This is a genomic window from Luteimonas sp. TWI382 (assembly GCF_039674545.1).
GTDB lineage: Bacteria > Pseudomonadota > Gammaproteobacteria > Xanthomonadales > Xanthomonadaceae > Luteimonas.
Window position 1 is genome coordinate 101395 of the sequence record NZ_JBDJNS010000001.1, and the last position, 16599, is coordinate 117993.

The window sequence follows — 16599 nt, forward strand, 5'->3', positions numbered from 1 at the left end:
CGACCGTCAGAAACGATAGCGCAGTCCGAACATGTAGCGCGGTCCGGTCTGGGTCGCGAACCGGAGCATGTTCGTGTGGCGGGCATGCACGCGATAGGTTTCGTCGGTCAGGTTGATCGCTTCGGCATGCAGCGAGAGCTGGTCGTTGACTTGGTAGCTCACGTTGAGGTCGAGCTGGCCGTAGGCCTCGGTGTAGTTCGGGTTGGGCCCCTGACCGCCGATGCCCGACAGGAACTCGTCGCGCCAGTTGTAGGCCGCGCGGACCTGCCACTGGTTCTTGTCGTAGAACGCGACGACGTTGGCCGAATCGCTCAGGCCGATCATCGGATACTGCGTCCCAAGGCTGGCATCGTCGAACGTCAGCCCTGAATCGACGATCGTGTAATTCGCCGACACGCCGAAGCCGCTCTCTCCGAACATGTGCTGGACGTTGAACTCCCAGCCGTCGAGCGAATCCGAGCGCTGGTTGGCCGGCGTGCTGATGTCGAAGCCGGCGATCGGGTCGCCCGGCAGACCGACGATGCTGCCGGTCCGCTCGCCATTGGCGTTGACGCCGGTGTAGTTGACGCCCGGGTCGCCTGCGTGGTTCAGGAAGATGTAATTGCGGATGCAGACCAGGTCGGTGTTGCCGCAGCCATTGGCGACCGCGTTGTTCCAGTACGTGCCGCCGACCGGGGTGTGCAGGTTGAACGGCGTGTCGCGCACGATCGTGTCGCTGATGAAGTTCTTGATGTTCTTGCGGAACCAGCCCACAGATACATAGCTCGCTTCGCCGTAGTACCACTCGAACGACAGGTCGAAGTTGGTCGATTTCAAAGGCTCGAGCGCCGGGTTGCCCTGGGAGCCGTCGCCACCGTCGACACGCACGATGTTGGCCAGGCTCAGGCCGCCCTGGATCTGCTGCCAGCCGGGCCGTCCGATGGTCTGGCTGTAGCTGCCGCGCAGCACCATGTTCGGCGCGACCTCCAGGCTCAGGTCGAGGCTCGGCAGGAAATGATCGTACTTGCCGGTCTGACTGATGAACTGGCGCTCGCCGTCGTAGACGACATAGAGCTCGTTGGCCGAATCCCAGCTGATGCTGTTGGCCACGCGGGACAGGGCCTCGGAGGTGACATCGGTCTCCTCGTAGCGGACGCCGGCGGCGACCTTCAACGGCATCGACCAGTCGAACGTGCTGCTCCACTGCACATAGGCCGACTTGGATTTTTCCTCGGTGCGAAGATCGTCGGTGAACTCGGTCGGCGCACGGTAGTACGCATCGTCGCCAGCGACTTCGGCCGCGCGCTGCCGCAGCCGGTCGAAGTCGAACATCATGAAGCGGCCGGTGAAGCGCGGATCGTTGTGGCCGCGGAAGGCGTCGAAGTAGCGCGCCATGTCGTCGGCGTAGAAGATGCTGTCGTCGTAATCGCCAGGGCTGCCGAGGCCGCCCCAGGTGTCGCGCTGGGTCACCGCCGACGCAGACCGGTTGTTGACCTCGGTCAGCGATACGCCGAAGTCGAGGTTGGAGTAGTTCTGGAACTCGAAGCGGCCGCCCGCCTGGAACTGCTCGACCTCGGACTTGTTGTAGCTGTTCTGAAAGACTGAGCCGGTGACCACGACATCCGACGGGTTGATCTGCGAAACGCCCGGCGGCAGACCGATGGTCAAGATCGGGAACTCGCCGCTGTAGTCGACCGAGGTCGACGCGCGCTGGAACGCGGCGGTGCCGAGCACGCCGGCCGAGCCGTAGGGGCTGTCTGGGCGAGATTCGGCGGTGGAGTTGTGATAGTCGAAGCGCAGCTTCAGCGCGTCGGTGGCGTCCCATTCGACGTTGAAGCCGGTGGATTCGAGGGTGTTGCGTGTGGCCAGCTCCATGCCACCCATCGCGATATCGGCGTAGCGCGGGTTGCCGTCGTCGTCGAACGAGACGTTGTCCTCGCCGTAGTAGATCGGCGCGGCGATCGGGCCATCGGTCCACGCGCTGTCGCCGGGACCGTAGTTGAACCACACCGACAGCTCGTTGCGCTGCTGCTGCACCTTGTTCTCGGCATAGGTGTAGTCGAGCGTGGTGCGCAGGTTGTCGAGCGGCTGCCACTGGAATGTGGCCTGGCCGTTGGTGCGCTGGCGCTGCACGCCGTTGACGCTGTAGCCGGTGTTCTGCGGCCGGGCATAGATCGTGTCCGGGCCGGGTCGGTTGGTGATGCGGTCGTAGCCCGGCTCGCCCGGCAGCGGCAGGCGGTTCCAGGCGGCGGTGTCGTCGCCGCGCATCGTCGCCCAGCCGTCGGCCACCGAGGCCTGGCTGTAGCCCGAATCGCGTTCCTGGTAGCTGCCGCTCAGCGCGATGCCGAAGCGGCCGTCGGCCGAGGTGTTGCTGAAGATGCCCGACAGTTCGCCGGTGAACTTGCTGCCCGGATAGGCGTCGGGCAGGTTCTCGACCGAGGTGTCGTGCACGGCCTTGAGGCCGATGTTGGCATGGGCGCCCGGATTGTCGAGCGGGCGGGCGGTCTTGACGTTGATCGTCGCGCCGATGCCGCCGGTCGGAGTCGAGGCGCGGCTGCTCTTGAACACTTCGATCTCCGACACCGCCTCGGACGCGAGGTTGGCGAAGTCGAAGGCGCGCGAGCTGGACGTGCCGCCGCCGCCCGGGCCCAGGTTGGAGGCCGGCATCTGGCGACCGTTGAGCAACACCAGGTTGAAGTCCGGGCCGACGCCGCGGACGGTGACTTTCGAGCCCTCGCCGCTGGCGGTGCGGTCAATCGACACGCCCGAGATGCGCTGCAGCGACTCGGCCAGGTTGGTATCGGGGAACTTGCCGATGTCCTCGGCGACGATGCCGTCGACGATGCCCTGCGAGTCGCGCTTGAGGTTCATCGACGAGGTCAGGCTGCCGCGGATGCCGGTCACGACGACGGCGTCGAGTTCGGTGGCATCGGGCGACGGATCGGCGACCTGGGCAAGCGTCGGCGAGGCGATGGCGAGTAACAGGGCGGACGTCAGCAACCGCGGCTTGGGCGCGGCACGGAATGGCTTCATGGATCTTCCCCTCCCAAGGGATCTCACGAAAGTCGATCGAATTGTGGGCAGCGCACCGCGCGCGGAACACGCCGTGGGCCAGAGCGCATTAGGAAGGGAGACTGACAGCGTTGTCAACGGGGTGCTGCGCGCTCTGCAGGGGGCCGCCCGCAGGGGCGGCGGCGCTCACCGGCGGTGCACGCCGCCCTCGTCAGTCTCGACTGCCCGTCCGGGAGCCTGCAGATGATCCAAGACATCGATGTCGCGGTGGTGGGCGGCGGGCCGGCGGGCCTGACTGCGGCGACCTATCTGCGCCGCTTTCTGCGCAGCGTGGTCGTCATCGATGGCGGGCGCAGCCGGGCGCGCTACATTCCCGAGAGCCACAATTGCCCGGGATTCCCACAAGGCGTGTCCGGCACCGGGCTGTTGCGTCGCATGCGCGAACAGGCCGAGGCGTTCGCGGTCGAGATCACCACCGGCTGCGTGGACACGATCGCGCGGGAGGGCGAGGCATTCGTCGTCGCCGCGGCCGGCAGGCGCTGGCGCGCCCGCAAGGTCATCCTCGCCACCGGGCTGGCCGATCGCTTGCCCGAGGTCCCTTGGGCCGAAGCGGCGATCGCCTGCGGCGCGCTGCGCCTGTGCGCGATCTGCGATGCCTACGAGGCCTGCGACCAAGCGATCGCGATCTACGGTCCAGGGGCCGTGATCGGCGGGCATGCTGCCTTCCTGCGCAGCTATTCTGCGCGCATTGCGCTGCTGCCCACCGACGATGACGTCGCGCACGAGGCCATCGCACAGGCGAAGGGGCTCGGCGCCCTCGTACTGCCGCCCGGCGGGACGCTTGAGTTCGATGGCCGGCACTGCCGCTACCGCACGCCGGAAGGCGAGGTGCACCGCTTCGACACCGTTTATCCGTACCTGGGCTACGAGGGCGGCCCGTCGCTGCCGACCGGGCTGCGCCTGGAGAGCGACGACACCGGCGCGTTGGAGGTCGATGCGCACCAGCAGACCCGGGTGCCCGGGCTGTATGCGGTCGGCGATGTGGTCAGCGGCCTCAACCAGATCTCGGTCGCGGTCGGTCACGCGGCGATTGCCGCCACGCATGCGCACAACGCGCTGCCGTTCGTGCCGCGCGCGCCTGCGCCCGATAACCCGGGCGCAGGGCGCGACTCCTGATGTGGCCGGCGATGCCGCCGGCCCGGCTCAGAACTGGTAACGCACGCGCAGGCCGTAGGCGCGCGCATCATTGAGGAAGCGGATGTTGAGCCGCGATCCGACGAGCGCCTTCTGCGATACATCGTTGTTGAGCAGGTTGCTGCCGTAGAGCTCGTAACGCCAGCGCCCGTCGAGCGAGGTGAGCCCGATGCCGGCATTGAGCGTGACCTCGCCGCGCTGGCGATCGGGGAAGCCGGCCTCGGCCGCGCTTTCCTGCCGCACGAAGTTCCCGGCCTGATCCACGTACGTCACGTCGCGGTTGTTGTACTGGGTCAGGTAGTAGGCCGAGCGGTAGGACGCCAGCAACTGCCAGTCGAGCGAGCCGAACGACAGCTCGGTCATCTGCTGCAGGCGGATGTTGCCGGTGAAGCGCGAGGCGAGCGGCAGCTCGTTGCCGGTCAGGTCGATCAGCGATGTGACGCCGCCCTCGGCGTAGTTCTGGCTGCGCGCGTCGCCGACAGTGCCTTCCTTGATTTCGCTGTCGAGCGCCAGCGCGTTGATGTGCAGCATGAAGCCGGCGCCGAAACGCGTCACGCTTTCGGCCTCGATGCCGTAGATGGCCGAGCGGCCGATGTTGCGGTTGACCAGCGAGTAACCGGCCGGCTCACCCTCGGGGTTGAGCGAAATCACGGCCAGGTCCTGGAACACCTGATCGGTGTAGTCGTAGTAGAACGCGCTGACGTTGAAGTTGCCGGGGCGCCCGAACCAGCGGTGGCTCATCTTGCTGCCGATCTCGTAGGCCTTGATCGACTCGGGGCTGAAGGTTTCCGGGATCACGTTGACGTCGAAGGTGTCGTTGAAGCCGCCGGACTTGTGGCCGGTGGACACCGTGGCGTAGAGCATGTGGTCGTCGGTCAGGTCGAACTCCACGCCGGCGCGCCAGTCGTTGAACTGGAAACGGCTTTCGCCGAACTGCTGGGAGGGGATCGAGTTGACCGTCGCGACGCTGTAGCGGCAGTCCGGGGTGGAGGTGTCGCAGCCGAAAGCGCCGCCGTTGGCTACGCCGCCGATCTGGTTGGCAATGTTGTCGCGTTGTCCATGCCGCAGGATGCCCTGCAGCAGGAAACGGGCCATGTCCGCCTGCGAGGTCAAGCCGGTCACGTCGAAGTTCGGGCGCTTCATGAAAGCTGGCGCGAAACCTTCCGTCCCCAACCGCGTCGGTACGCTGTTGCCGTCAGCATCGATCAGTCCAATTGCCCAGTTGCCACCGATGCCGTAACGCGACTTGGCCTCGCGGGTGCGGCGCACACCGGCCTTGAGGCGGGTGCGGTCGTTGACTTCGAAGGTGCCGTCGGCGAACAGCGCGGTGGAGCGCCCGTTGACGCGCGGCATCGTGAACTCGGTGCCCGAGAACCAGGTGCCCTTGTCGGTCAGCGACAGGTAGCCAACCTGCTGGTCTTCGTTGAAGTGGAACGCGCCGCCGGTCCACTGGAAGCGGCCATCGCCCGACGAAGACAGACGCAGTTCGTGGGTCGTCGACTGCGACAGCGTCTCCCAGTACTGGGTCGAGAAGTTGTCGTAGTCGAAGCCGTCCGGATTGTTCGGTCCGCGCGGACTGACGTCGCGACCCGGCCACAGAATGCCTTCACTGGCCGCATTGGTCTGGCGGTAGTCGACGTCGCGGTAGCTGGTGTTGTACTCGGCGACGATCGGGCCGAAGTCGTAGCTCACGTTGGCCATCGCGCCCCAGTTGGTGCTGTCGAGCTTGCCCTGCGGGCCGCGATAGACCACGTTGCGCAGGTCGAGATCGTCGGGCGACAGGCCGGGGCTGTTGGGGCAGGTGTCGGGGTCGGCGCTGCCGCAGGCTGCGGTCCAGATGTTCGCGCCCGGATAGCCGGTGCCGCCTTCCTTGCCCATGTCGGCCATCGCGAAGACGCTGAGCTTGTCGTCGGGCTGGTAGAGGAACGACACGCGGCCGCCCTTCTCGTTCTGGATGCCGGCCGGATCGAGGCGCGGGTCGCCCGCATTGCGGAACGAGCTGTCCTTCTCGACCTTGTAGCCGGCAAAGCGCAGCGCCGCCCAGCCGCCGAGCGGCAGGTTGAGCGCGAATTCGCCGGCCTGGTGGTCGCGGTTGCCGGCCTCGAGCTGCACATAGCCGCCGAACGCCTCGAGATCCGGGCGCTTGGTGACGATGTTGAGCGAGCCGGCGAGCGCGTTGCGCCCGCGCAGCGTGCCCTGCGGGCCCTTGTTGATCTCGACGCGCTCGACGTCGTAGAACATGCCGCCCAGGCCGCGCGGACGCGCGATGTAGGCGCCGTTGATATGCGGCGCCGCGCCCGGATCGCCCAGTTCGGTGTTGTTGGCCGAACCCACGCCGCGGATGAAGATCTCCAGGTTGCCTTCCTGGTTGGCCATGCTCAGGCCGGGCACGACCGTTTGGATATTGCGCAGTTCGTTGTTGATGCCGAGGGCGCGGGCATCGTCACCGGAGATCGCCTGCGCGGTACCGGCGTACTTCTGCAGGTCCTGCTCGCGGCGCTCGACGGTGACGATCACAGAGTCGAGCGTCTTCGCCTCGTCCCTGTCGGCGGCGGTCGACGGCGCCGTGGTCTGGGCGGCGGCCGGCAGGGCGCCGAAGGCCAGCGCGGTGGCGATGGCGCAGCACAGGGCGCGCCGCGGGTGCGGTGTGTACATCGGATCCCCTCCCAAGGGCGTAGTGGCGCGTCGCGTATCGGGACGCGCTCGAGGGGCGCATTTAGCTTGGCTTTGACAGCGCTGTCAACTCGTTCGCGACGCGGCGTGATGCGCCCGCTTGGCGGCTGCGCAGGCAGGCGGGTTCGTGGCCGTGCGTGGTGTGCACTGCAGCATGGACTTGCGCAGCTGAAACGGCGTCAGCGTCGGCGCGTGTGCCCGCGCATCACTGCCAGCACGTCGTGGCAGGCGCCCATCGTGTGATAGTCGGTCTTGCCCGCGGGGCTCTTGAGATCGTCGTACTTGCCGTTACGACGGTCGAGGATGCGGTACCAGGCACCATGCGCGTGATCGACGAAATGGTCCCAGGCGTAGGCCCACAGGCGCAGGTAGTCGTCGCGATAGCGCACCTCGCCCGTGGCCTCGTACAGCCGCCAGGCCGCCGCGATGGCCTCAGCCTGGACCCAGAAATACTTGTCGTCGTCGCACCAGAACATCGGGGCGGCCGCCAGGTCCGGCGGCGGCGCGTCGGGGTAGGGCGAGCTGTCGCGCAGCGCCTGCGGCGCGAAGCCGTAGACGATGCCGCCGTGCGTGGCGTCCCAGCCATGGGCCAGGGCCGTGTCGTAAAGATGGCGTGCGGTCGGCAGCAGCCAGTCGGGCGCATCGGGCCCCAGGTGCGCGCGCAGCGACAGCAACAGCTTGGCCCATTCGACCTGGTGGCCGGGCTGGAAGCCCCAGGGCCGGAACAGGTGCTTGGGGTCGTCGCGGTGATAGTCCCAGTCGACCGACCAGTCCGCGTGCCAATGCTCCCAGACCAGGCCGCCCGACAAGGCGGCCTGGCGCCGGGTCATGTGGTCGGCCAGGACCTGGGCGCGCGACAGATAGCGATCGTCGCCGCCGGCCTCGTGCGCGGCGATCAGTGCCTCGCACAGATGCATGTTGGCGTTCTGGCCGCGATAGGGCGCGTAGCGCCACTGTGCGTCGGCCTCGTCGCGGTACAGCCCCTGCACCGGGTCCCAGGCGTGCTGCTCGAGCAGGTCCCAGGTCTCGTCCATCGCGGCCGCGGTGTCGAGGCCGGCCTTGCGTGCGCTCGCCTGCGCCAGCAGCACGAACGCCAGCCCGTAGCTGTGATGGGTGCGGTCTTCGGCCGCGCCGTCGCGCAGGGTCCAGGCGTAGCCGCCGCTCGCCGGGTCGCGATGGACCTCGTGCAGGAAGCGCAGGCCGTGCAGGGCCGAGGCGCGGTCGCGGTCGGCATCGGGCCCATCCGCGAACTCGACGGCGGCCATCGCGAAGTCGTAGACGAAGCGGGTGCTGCTGACCAGGTGACGGTGGCTGCGGTCGTAGACCGTGCCGTCGTCGCGGAAGTAATGGAAGAAGCCGCCCGCCGGGTCGAGCGCACGCGGACGGTAGAACGCCATCGTGTCGGCGATGTGCGCGCGCAGCGTCTGGGGTGAGGTGAAGTCGGGAACAGGCGTTGCTGGCAACATCATTCAGCGGTCTCGAGCAGGCGGTCGACGGCGTCGCGCGCGGGCATCGCGTCGAAGGCGCCGTGTCGGGTGGTGGCCAGCGCACCGGCGGCCGCGGCGTGCGCCAGCAGATCGGCGCGCAGCGCGGGGGTGTCGAAGGTGGCGCCCAGGGTACGGGCATCGACTGCACGGTCGGCCAATCGCCACAACAGCCCGGCGACGAAGGCATCGCCGGCAGCGGTCGTGTCCACGGCGCAGACCGCAAACGTCGGCGCCGTCCCGGCGCTCGTGCGCGTCCACCAGCGGATCGGCGCGGCGCCGTCGGTGACGACGAGCACATCGGCCGTCTCAAGAATGCGCGCAACGGTGGCAGCCGGATCGCCGACGCCCGCAAGGAACGTCAGTTCCTCGGCGCTGAGCTTGACCAGGTCGGCCTGCGCGAGCGCGCGCCACAGCGTCGGCGTCGGATCGGTTCCGGCCGACCACAGCGCCGGACGCCAATTGAGATCGAAGCTCACCAGTGCGCCCTCGCGTGCGGCGCGTGCCATGCCGTGCAAAGTGGCCTGGGCGATGGCGGGCTCGGTCAGGCTGTTGGAGCAGGCGTGCAGCACGGTCACGTCGGCGAAGGCATCGTCGGCGAAGTCGCGTTCGGTGAACAACAGATCCGCGGCCGGCGGGCGGTAGAAGCTGAAGCTGCGCTCGCCGTCGTCGGCGAGCGAGACGAAGGCCAGCGCCGTCGGTGCGGCGTCCGTGCGTCGGACCTGCGACGTGTCGACGCCGTGCCGCTGCAGCGCCGCCGCCAGGGTATCGCCGAACATGTCCTGCGCCAGCATGCCGACGAAGCGCGCCGCACCGCCGAGCGCGGCGACGCCGACGGCGACGTTCGCCGGTGCGCCGCCGGGCTGCTCGACGAATCGCCGCGCCTGGCCGGCGGTCGCCGGCTCGGCACGGAAATCGATCAGCGCCTCTCCGAAGCAGGCGATAGTGCTGCGCGTCCGATCCATCAGTGCATCGCACTCGGGCGCGGCGTCGGCGTGCCGGCGGGCGCGAGCGCATGGCCCCGCACCCGCGAGCCGCGCAGCCCGTACCAGATGATGTAGACGTAGCAGACCAGCGGAATGACGAACGACAGCTGGATGCCAACGCGGTCGGCCAGCGCACCCTGCGCCAGCGGAATCAACGCGCCGCCGACGATCGCCATCACCAGCAGGCTCGAGGCCTTGCTGGTCAGCGTGCCCAGGCGCTCGATCGCGGTGGTGAAGATGGTCGGGAACATGATCGAGTTGAACAGGCCCACCGCCAACGCGCTCCACATCGCGATGCTGCCGCTGTTGGTCATCGTCACCGTCAGCAGCACGCACACCATGACCGCGGCGAACGCGAGCAGTTTGCGAGCGTCGATCTTGGTCATCAAGGCCGCACCGATGAAACGGCCGACCATCGCGCCGCCCCAGTAGAACGCAAGGAAGCGCGAGGCCGCTGCTTCGCTCAGCCCGCCGATCGCGGGCTCGGCCATGTAGTTGATCAGGAAGCTGCCGATCGCGACTTCAGCGCCGACGTACATGAAGATGCCGAGCACGCCCCAGCGCAGGTGCGGGTGGGCCAGTGCTTCGCGGAAGGTATGCGGGTCACGGGTCGATGCGCCTTCGGCGCGCAGCGAGGGAATCCGCATCGTCACCACGAATACCGCCAGCAACAGCAGGCCGCCGGCCAGCATCAGGTAGGGCATCTCGACCGAGCGTGCCTCCGAGGCGCGGTAGGCGATCTGGTCGGCCATCGGCATCGCGGCGATCTGGTCCGCCCCCAGCACCGTGCCGGCCAGGATCAGCGGCCCGATGAAGTACGGGAACGCGGTTGTGCCGAACGAGTTGAGCGCCTGAGCGAAGGTGAGCCGGCTGTGCGAGGACTCGGGCGGGCCCAGCAACGCGATGTAGGGATTGGCGGAGACCTGCAGCAGCGTGATGCCCGAGGCCAGCACGAACAGCGCGGTCAGGAACAGGCCGTACGAGGGCAGCCGGGCGGCCGGGAAGAACAGCGCCGCCCCGGCCGCGGCCACCAGCAAGCCGACGACGATGCTGGCCTTGTAGCCAATGCGCGAGACGATCGTGCCGGCAGGAATCGACATCAGGAAGTACGCGCCGAAGAATGTGAACTGGATCAGCAGCGTCTGCACGTAGTTCATCGAGAACACGGCTTTGAGATGCGGGATCAGCACGTCGTTGAGGCTGGTCAGGCCGCCCCAGGTCAGAAAGATCAGGCTGACCACCGCGATTGCGGCGGAATTGGACATCGTGGAACGGGATGTGCTCATGCGTCGGCTCCGGTGGCCTGCGTCGGGACGTTGGAAAAGGAACGGCGGGCGCGCACGCGCCATGTCGTGCGGGCGATGGGGTAGGCGGTGGTTGCGGGCGGCATCGTGCGCCGCCGTCCCGACAGGATCGTCTCTTGAACCGATTGAAGGTCGGACATGGTGACGCTGCCGAAGTCGGGCGGCATCTTGCAATGCAGCATGCGAAAAGCGGGATCGGGTGCTACGGTCGAACGAATTGAATCGATACAAACGAGGGCGCGATGGCCAGGCTGGGGGCAGCGATGACGGTGGCGATGGGCGCGTTGTTGGGCGCGGGGGTGGCGCTGGCCGATCCGGGCACGGTGGGCGACAAGGCCTACCGCGCGGTCGATCCGTTCATCGGCACCGGCGGCGAGGGCCATACCTATCCCGGCGCGACGGTGCCCTTCGGCATGGTCCAGCTCAGCCCCGACACGCGCATCCAGCCGCGCGAGAAGGGCTACGACTGGGCGGCGGGCTACCGCTACGACGACACCAGCATCGTCGGTTTCTCGCACACGCATTTTTCGGGCACCGGCCACTCCGACCTCGGCGATGTGCTGCTGATGCCCACGACCGGGCCCGAGCGGCTCGAACGCGGCGACCCCGATCGCCCCGGCAGCGGCTACGCCTCGCGTTTCCGCCACGACGACGAGGTGGCGCAGCCGGGCTACTACGCGGTCACGCTCGACGATTACCGCGTGCGCGCCGAACTGACCGCCAGCGCCCGCGCCGGTGTGCATCGCTACACCTTCCCTGCGGGCGAGGACGCGCGCGTGCTGCTGGACCTGCGCACGTCGATGTACGACTACCCGGGCAAGATCCTGTGGTCGCGACTGCGGCGCATGCCCGACGGCACGATCACCGGCTTTCGCCAGACCCGCGGCTGGGCGCCGGGCCGGCAGTTGTACTTCGCGATGCGCTTCTCGCGTCCGCTGCAGGGCCACGCCTTCCACAACACCGAGACCGAGATCCTCTACAAAGGCTTCGCTCCGCCAGCCGACCGCAGCCCGGGCGAACGCGCGCAGATCGAGGGCCGGCAATTGGTCGGCACCCTCGATTTCGGCAAGCTCGACGCGCCGCTCGTGGTCAAGGTGGCGATCTCGTCGGTCGACGAGGCCGGCGCGATCGCCAACCTCGACGCCGAAGTGCCGGATTTCGACTTCGACCGCGTGCACGCGCAGGCGAAGGCCCAGTGGACCCAGGCGCTGTCGGTGCTCGACATCGACGCGCCCGAACACGACCGCCGCAGCGCCTACACCGCGCTCTACCACACGCTGCTGGGCCCGACGCTGTTCATGGACGTCGATGGGCGCTATCGCGGACCGGACCAGGCGATCCATACCGCCGAAGGCTTCGCCCACTACTCGACGTTCTCGCTGTGGGACACCTATCGCGCGCTGCATCCGCTGCTGACCCTGGTGCAGCCGGAAAAGCGCAATGCCGACTTCGTCGACTCGCTGCTCGCGCACCGCCGCCACAGCCCGTACGGGATCCTGCCGGTGTGGTCGTTCCACGGCCAGGAGACCTGGACGATGATCGGCTACCACGCGGTGCCGGTGATCGCCGACGCGTATCTGAAGGGCATCCGCGGCTTCGACGCCGACGCTGCGCTCGAGGCGATGACCGCCAGTGCGTCCTACGGCCCCTACGACGGGCTGCGCCAGTACATGGAACTGGGCTGGGTGCCGATCGATGAAGAAGGCGAGGCCGCCTCCAAGACCCTCGAATACGCCTACGGCGACTGGACGATCGCGCGCATGGCCCAGGCGATGGGGCGCGACGCGGTCGCGCGCGATTTCGCGCGGCGCGCGGCGAACTGGCGCAACGCCTTCGATCCTGAGACCGGCTTCATGCGCGCCCGCAACCGCGACGGCAGCTTCCGGGTGCCGTTCGACCCGACCGCCAGCGGCTACGGCACCGACTACACCGAGGGCAATGCCTGGCAGTACTCCTGGTACGTGCCGCATGACGTCGCCGGTCTGGCGACCGCCCACGGTGGGGCCGACGCGCTGCTCGACAAGCTGGACGCGGTGTTCGAGGCCGATGTCGACCCGGCGATCTTCGAGCACATGGAGGACATCACCGGCTTGATCGGCTGGTATGCCCACGGCAACGAGCCCAGCCACCATGTGGCCTATCTCTATGCGCATGCCGGCCAGCCCTGGCGCACCCAGGCGCGCCTGGGGACGATCATGGCGAGCCAGTACGCCGACCGACCCGACGGCCTGGCGGGCAACGACGACCTGGGCCAGATGTCGGCCTGGTACCTGTTTACCGCACTGGGCTTCTACCCGGTCGCACCGGGCAGCGGCGAGTACGTGATCGGCCGGCCGTTCCTGCCGCGCGCCACGCTCGACCTGCCCAACGGCAAGCGCTTCACCATCGTCGCCGACGGTCTGGCGGAAGGCCACGGCTACATCGGCGCGGCGACGCTCAACGGCAAGCCGCTGCGGCGCGCATTCCTGCGTCACGACGAGATCCTGGCCGGCGGCGAGCTGCGCTTCACCATGCAGGCCGCCCCCAACCGCGATTGGCCGGGCGTGGACGCCGAAGCGCCGTACTCGATGAGCACCGCGCCGGTGCGCTGAGCCGATCCCGGTCTTCCCGTGCAGCCGCGTCGCACCCGCGCGGCCGCGCGCTGTCGCGGCACGTCGGCGACGGCCGTCTCGCTCGGCATCCTCGATCCTCCCAGATCCGGAACGCGGCGCCTGAGCGCGCCGCCCGGTCCTTGTACGAGGGCATGACAACGCTGTCAATGCGTCTGGGTCCTCAGTGACGCGACCCGATCGCCGGATGAGCGTTGCGAAAAGGGCGCTGGGCGCCGCGACCGATGCCCCCGTGCCCGCGCGATCGTCCCGGTTCGACGCCCCGGCGCCCAGGTGACGCGTGCCCAGCCATCAGCACGGTCCACGATTGGCAAAGTCACAGGCCCTCGCTACGCTCCGCGCACCTCCCGCAGGCTCCCCCCATGTCGACCCCGCTGTCCGCGCCGCCCCGCCTCAACCCCCTGTCCTACGTCATCTTCGGTTCGCGCTGGCTGCAGCTGCCGCTGTACCTGGGCCTGATCGTCGCCCAGGGCGTCTACGTGTTCCTGTTCGTCAAGGAGCTCTGGCACCTGGTCCACGGCGCGACCACGCTGACCGAGCAGGGGATCATGCTGCTGGTGCTGGGCCTGATCGACGTGGTGATGATCTCCAACCTGCTGGTGATGGTGATCGTCGGCGGCTACGAGACCTTCGTCTCGCGCCTGGGCCTGCAGGGCCATCCCGACCAGCCCGAATGGCTCAGTCACGTCAATGCCAGCGTGCTCAAGGTCAAGCTGGCGATGGCGATCATCGGCATCTCGTCGATCCATTTGCTCAAGACCTTCATCGCCGCCGGCGAGGTCGGCCTGCCGGTGTGCGGCACCGCCGACGCGATCGCCGCGGCCGCCGCGCATGCCCAGGCGATCGCCGGCGGGCTGTCGCTCGCCGCGCCGGCCTGCACCAAGGTCACCACCGCCGGCGTCATGTGGCAGACGATCATCCACGGCGGCTTCATTCTCTCGGCGATCGGCATCGCCTACACCGACAAGCTGATGACCGGCAGCAGCGCTCGCCGCGAGCACGCCGCGCACTGACCAGAACCGGGGTCAGAGTCGATTTTCCGTGCCCGATATCGACGCTGGCCCCGAGCTCTGAGCGCCGCCACGCCTTCGGCCGCGTCGTCGAAAAATCGACTCTGACCCCGGTTTGGGAGGGGCGTAGAATGCGGGGATGGATGTCTCGCACCTGCTCGATGGGCTGAACGCAGCCCAGCGCCAAGCTGTTTCGGCGCCCGATTCGCACTATCTCGTCCTGGCCGGCGCCGGCAGCGGCAAGACCCGCGTGCTGACGCACCGGATCGCCTGGCTCAACGAAGTTGTCGGGGTGCCGGCGTACGGCGTGTTCGCCGTGACCTTCACCAACAAGGCCGCGGCCGAGATGCGCCACCGCGTGGACGCGCAGTTGCGCAATGGCGCGCGCGGCATGTGGATCGGCACGTTCCACGGCCTGGCGCACCGCCTGCTGCGCCTGCACTGGCAGGATGCGAAGCTGCCCGAGGGCTTCCAGATCCTCGACAGCGACGACCAGCTCCGGCTGGTCAAGCGCGTGGTCCAGCAGCTCGAGCTCGACGACGCGCGCTTTCCGCCGCGGCAGATCGCCTGGTGGATCAACGCGCAGAAGGATGAGGGCAAGCGGCCGCAGCACATCCAGGATGGCGGCGACGAATGGTCGAGCGTGATGCTCAAGGCCTACGCGCTCTACCAGGAGCGCTGCGACCGTGCCGGCCTGGTCGACTTCGCCGAGATCCTGCTGCGCGCGCACGAACTGCTGCGCGATACGCCGGCCTTGCTCGCGCACTACCGCCAGCGCTTCGGGCATCTGCTGGTCGACGAGTTCCAGGACACCAACGCGATCCAATACGCATTCGTGCGCGTGCTCGCGGGCGACACCGGCAAGGTGTTCATCGTCGGCGACGACGACCAGGCGATCTATGGCTGGCGCGGGGCGAAGGTCGAGAACGTGCAGCGCTTCCTGCGCGATTACCCGGGCGCGCAGACGATCCGGCTCGAACAGAACTACCGCTCCAGCGCCAACATCCTGGGCGCGGCCAACGCGGTCATCGCGCACAACCCCGACCGGCTCGGCAAGCAGCTGTGGACCGACAGCGGCGAGGGCGATCCGATCGACCTCTACGCGGCCTACAACGAGATCGACGAGGCGCGCTACGTGGTCGAGCGCGCGTTGCAGTGGGTCCGCGACGGTGGCAGCCACGGCGACATCGCGGTGCTCTATCGCAGCAATGCGCAGTCGCGCGCGATGGAAGAACAACTGGTCGCCGAGCAGGTGCCCTATCGCGTCTACGGCGGCGTGCGCTTCTTCGAACGCGCCGAGATCAAGGACACGCTGGCCTACCTGCGCCTGATCGCCAATCGCGACGACGACGCCGCGTTCGAGCGTGCGGTCAACACGCCGCCGCGCGGCATCGGCGAGCGCACGCTCGACGAGGTGCGCCGGCAGGCACGCGAACATGCGATCCCGTTGTGGGAATCGGCGCTGCGCTGCGCCCAGGGCGGCGGTCTGGCGGGCCGCGCCCGCAATGCGCTGGCCGGCTTCGCCCAGCTGATCGACGCGCTGGCCGGCGAGGTCGCCGAGTTGTCGCTCAAGGACAAGATCGATCACGTGCTCGCGCGCTCCAACCTGCGCGTGCATTACGCCAACGAGTCGAAGGGCAGTGCCGATTCGCGGGTCGAGAACCTCGACGAACTGGTCTCGGTCGCCTCGCGCTTCGTGCGCGGAGACGACGAGGAGAGCGCCCAGCTCACCGAACTCGTTGCGTTTCTGGCCTATGCCGCGCTTGAAGCCGGGGAAGGCCAGGCGCAGGCCGGCGAGGATGGCGTGCAGCTGATGACGTTGCACAGTGCCAAGGGTCTGGAGTTCCCGCTGGTGTTCCTGGTCGGCCTGGAGGAAGGGCTGTTTCCCAGCGCCCGCACCGCCGAGGAGAGCGGCCGGCTGGAGGAGGAGCGCCGGCTGGCGTACGTGGGCATCACCCGCGCGCGGCAGAAGCTGGTGCTGACCTACGCCGAGGCGCGCCGCCTGCACGGCCAGGACATGTTCGGCGTGCCGTCGCGCTTCCTGCGCGAGATCCCGCCGGCGCTGCTGCACGAAGTGCGGCCGAAGGTGCAGGCGACGCGCGCGACGTTCCCGCAGCGGCAGCGCCCCGACTACGGCCACGCCAGCCTGGCGCCGTCGGTCGGCGTGCGCCTGGGCCAGAACGTGACGCATGCGAAGTTTGGTGCCGGTACCGTGACCGATATCGAGGGCGACGGCGCGCATGCGCGCGTGCAGGTCAACTTCGACGAGGCCGGCAGCAAATGGTTGGTGATGGCCTACGCGAATCTGCAGCCGGCCTAGCGCACGGCATCAGGGCGCGCGGGTTGCG

At 68.3% G+C, this 16599-nt stretch carries 10 protein-coding genes; 4 read left to right on the forward strand and 6 right to left on the reverse strand.

Annotated features, from left to right (window positions below):
• Nucleotides 1-6: 6 nt before the first annotated feature.
• On the reverse strand, nucleotides 7-3012 hold the full coding sequence (locus ABE505_RS00495; protein ID WP_346444229.1) for a TonB-dependent receptor: 3006 nt from the start codon (nucleotides 3010-3012) through the stop codon (nucleotides 7-9).
• Nucleotides 3013-3234: 222 nt separating this feature from the next.
• Here ABE505_RS00495 and ABE505_RS00500 point away from each other — a divergent pair, with 222 nt between their 5' ends.
• On the forward strand, nucleotides 3235-4167 hold the full coding sequence (locus tag ABE505_RS00500; protein ID WP_346444230.1) for an NAD(P)/FAD-dependent oxidoreductase: 933 nt from the start codon (nucleotides 3235-3237) through the stop codon (nucleotides 4165-4167).
• Nucleotides 4168-4194: 27 nt separating this feature from the next.
• Here ABE505_RS00500 and ABE505_RS00505 read toward each other — a convergent pair whose 3' ends face one another.
• The 5 genes from ABE505_RS00505 to ABE505_RS00525 all read right to left on the reverse strand — a co-directional run bounded on the left by ABE505_RS00505 (nucleotide 4195) and on the right by ABE505_RS00525 (nucleotide 10814).
• Entirely contained in the window at nucleotides 4195-6840 is a 2646-nt protein-coding gene (locus tag ABE505_RS00505) for a TonB-dependent receptor (RefSeq protein WP_346444231.1), read from the reverse strand.
• A gap of 197 nt (nucleotides 6841-7037) precedes the next feature.
• Nucleotides 7038-8327, reverse strand: a complete 1290-nt coding sequence (locus ABE505_RS00510) for an AGE family epimerase/isomerase (RefSeq protein ID WP_346444232.1) — start codon at nucleotides 8325-8327, stop codon at nucleotides 7038-7040.
• Nucleotides 8324-9307, reverse strand: a complete 984-nt coding sequence (locus tag ABE505_RS00515) for a carbohydrate kinase (RefSeq protein WP_346444233.1) — start codon at nucleotides 9305-9307, stop codon at nucleotides 8324-8326. The genes ABE505_RS00510 and ABE505_RS00515 overlap by 4 nt, the downstream gene beginning before the upstream one ends.
• Nucleotides 9307-10614 carry a sugar MFS transporter gene (locus ABE505_RS00520; RefSeq protein WP_346444234.1) on the reverse strand — a complete coding sequence of 436 codons (1308 nt, stop codon included), beginning with the start codon at nucleotides 10612-10614 and terminating at the stop codon, nucleotides 9307-9309. Before ABE505_RS00520 ends, ABE505_RS00515 begins: the two co-directional genes overlap by 1 nt.
• Nucleotides 10611-10814 carry a hypothetical protein gene (locus ABE505_RS00525; RefSeq protein ID WP_346444235.1) on the reverse strand — a complete coding sequence of 68 codons (204 nt, stop codon included), beginning with the start codon at nucleotides 10812-10814 and terminating at the stop codon, nucleotides 10611-10613. Before ABE505_RS00525 ends, ABE505_RS00520 begins: the two co-directional genes overlap by 4 nt.
• 60 nt (nucleotides 10815-10874) lie before the next feature.
• Between ABE505_RS00525 and ABE505_RS00530 the strand changes: the two genes are divergently transcribed.
• The 3 genes from ABE505_RS00530 to uvrD all read left to right on the forward strand — a co-directional run bounded on the left by ABE505_RS00530 (nucleotide 10875) and on the right by uvrD (nucleotide 16571).
• The gene (locus tag ABE505_RS00530) at nucleotides 10875-13223 is read left to right on the forward strand and encodes a GH92 family glycosyl hydrolase (RefSeq protein ID WP_346444236.1); all 2349 of its coding nucleotides are present in this window, start codon (nucleotides 10875-10877) and stop codon (nucleotides 13221-13223) included.
• 380 nt (nucleotides 13224-13603) lie between these two features.
• Complete coding sequence (locus ABE505_RS00535) at nucleotides 13604-14254, forward strand: TIGR00645 family protein (protein WP_346444237.1); 651 nt, start codon at nucleotides 13604-13606, stop codon at nucleotides 14252-14254.
• Between the two features lie 136 nt (nucleotides 14255-14390).
• Nucleotides 14391-16571, forward strand: coding sequence for a DNA helicase II (gene uvrD, locus ABE505_RS00540; RefSeq protein WP_346444238.1), 2181 nt, complete (start codon nucleotides 14391-14393; stop codon nucleotides 16569-16571).
• The last annotated feature ends 28 nt before the right edge of the window (nucleotides 16572-16599 follow it).

What these genes read in the sequence shown, in the direction of transcription:
- ABE505_RS00495 (WP_346444229.1), bottom strand. Translation starts at nt 3,012, where the DNA reads ATGAAGCCATTCCGTGCCGCGCCCAAGCCGCGGTTGCTGACGTCCGCC.
- ABE505_RS00500 (WP_346444230.1), top strand. Translation starts at nt 3,235, where the DNA reads ATGATCCAAGACATCGATGTCGCGGTGGTGGGCGGCGGGCCGGCGGGC.
- ABE505_RS00505 (WP_346444231.1), bottom strand. Translation starts at nt 6,840, where the DNA reads ATGTACACACCGCACCCGCGGCGCGCCCTGTGCTGCGCCATCGCCACC.
- ABE505_RS00510 (WP_346444232.1), bottom strand. Translation starts at nt 8,327, where the DNA reads ATGATGTTGCCAGCAACGCCTGTTCCCGACTTCACCTCACCCCAGACG.
- ABE505_RS00515 (WP_346444233.1), bottom strand. Translation starts at nt 9,307, where the DNA reads ATGGATCGGACGCGCAGCACTATCGCCTGCTTCGGAGAGGCGCTGATC.
- ABE505_RS00520 (WP_346444234.1), bottom strand. Translation starts at nt 10,614, where the DNA reads ATGAGCACATCCCGTTCCACGATGTCCAATTCCGCCGCAATCGCGGTG.
- ABE505_RS00525 (WP_346444235.1), bottom strand. Translation starts at nt 10,814, where the DNA reads ATGCTGCATTGCAAGATGCCGCCCGACTTCGGCAGCGTCACCATGTCC.
- ABE505_RS00530 (WP_346444236.1), top strand. Translation starts at nt 10,875, where the DNA reads ATGGCCAGGCTGGGGGCAGCGATGACGGTGGCGATGGGCGCGTTGTTG.
- ABE505_RS00535 (WP_346444237.1), top strand. Translation starts at nt 13,604, where the DNA reads ATGTCGACCCCGCTGTCCGCGCCGCCCCGCCTCAACCCCCTGTCCTAC.
- uvrD (WP_346444238.1), top strand. Translation starts at nt 14,391, where the DNA reads ATGGATGTCTCGCACCTGCTCGATGGGCTGAACGCAGCCCAGCGCCAA.